Source organism: Priestia sp. SRI_019, assembly GCF_057586255.1.
Genome location: NZ_JBYCZN010000025.1, coordinates 1 through 1,577 on the forward strand (window position 1 = coordinate 1; position 1,577 = coordinate 1,577).

Genomic DNA, 1,577 nt, shown 5'->3' on the forward strand with positions numbered 1-1,577 from the left:
GAAGTCAGACCGTAAGGACTGGTGGAGCGCTTAGAAGTGAGAATGCCGGTATGAGTAGCGAAAGACAAGTGAGAATCTTGTCCACCGAATGCCTAAGGTTTCCTGAGGAAGGCTCGTCCGCTCAGGGTTAGTCGGGACCTAAGCCGAGGCTGAAAAGCGTAGGCGATGGCCAACAGGTTGATATTCCTGTACCACCTCCCCGCCGTTTGAGTAATGGGGGGACGCAGTAGGATAGGGTAAGCGCGCTGCTGGATATGCGCGTTCAAGCAGTTAGGCTGATGAGTAGGCAAATCCGCTCATCATAAAGGCTGAGCTGTGATGACGAGGGAATTATAGTACCGAAGTTCCTGATTCCACACTGCCAAGAAAAGCCTCTAGCGAGGCGGGAGGTGCCCGTACCGCAAACCGACACAGGTAGGCGAGGAGAGAATCCTAAGGTGATCGAGAGAACTCTCGTTAAGGAACTCGGCAAAATGACCCCGTAACTTCGGGAGAAGGGGTGCTCTGGTAGGGTGTATAGCCCGAGAGAGCCGCAGTGAATAGGCCCAGGCGACTGTTTAGCAAAAACACAGGTCTCTGCGAAGCCGCAAGGCGAAGTATAGGGGCTGACGCCTGCCCGGTGCTGGAAGGTTAAGAGGAGGGGTTATCCTTTGGGAGAAGCTCTGAATCGAAGCCCCAGTAAACGGCGGCCGTAACTATAACGGTCCTAAGGTAGCGAAATTCCTTGTCGGGTAAGTTCCGACCCGCACGAAAGGCGTAACGATCTGGGCACTGTCTCAACGAGAGACTCGGTGAAATTATAGTACCTGTGAAGATGCAGGTTACCCGCGACAGGACGGAAAGACCCCGTGGAGCTTTACTGTAGCCTGATATTGAATTTTGGTACAGCTTGTACAGGATAGGTAGGAGCCTGAGAAGCCGGAGCGCTAGCTTCGGTGGAGGCGTCGGTGGGATACTACCCTGGCTGTATTGAAATTCTAACCCGCGGCCCTGATCGGGCCGGGAGACAGTGTCAGGTGGGCAGTTTGACTGGGGCGGTCGCCTCCTAAAATGTAACGGAGGCGCCCAAAGGTTCCCTCAGAATGGTTGGAAATCATTCGTAGAGTGTAAAGGCACAAGGGAGCTTGACTGCGAGACCTACAAGTCGAGCAGGGACGAAAGTCGGGCTTAGTGATCCGGTGGTTCCGCATGGAAGGGCCATCGCTCAACGGATAAAAGCTACCCCGGGGATAACAGGCTTATCTCCCCCAAGAGTCCACATCGACGGGGAGGTTTGGCACCTCGATGTCGGCTCATCGCATCCTGGGGCTGTAGTCGGTCCCAAGGGTTGGGCTGTTCGCCCATTAAAGCGGTACGCGAGCTGGGTTCAGAACGTCGTGAGACAGTTCGGTCCCTATCCGTCGTGGGCGTAGGAAATTTGAGAGGAGCTGTCCTTAGTACGAGAGGACCGGGATGGACACACCGCTGGTGTACCAGTTGTCTTGCCAAAGGCATCGCTGGGTAGCTATGTGTGGACGGGATAAGTGCTGAAAGCATCTAAGCATGAAGCCCCCCTCAAGATGAGATTTCCCATAGCG

1 rRNA gene is annotated in these 1,577 nt (G+C 54.8%); it reads left to right on the top strand.

The features are described from left to right. A 23S ribosomal RNA gene (locus tag AC2YJL_RS27605) occupies positions 1 to 1,577 on the top strand; the annotation flags it as partial.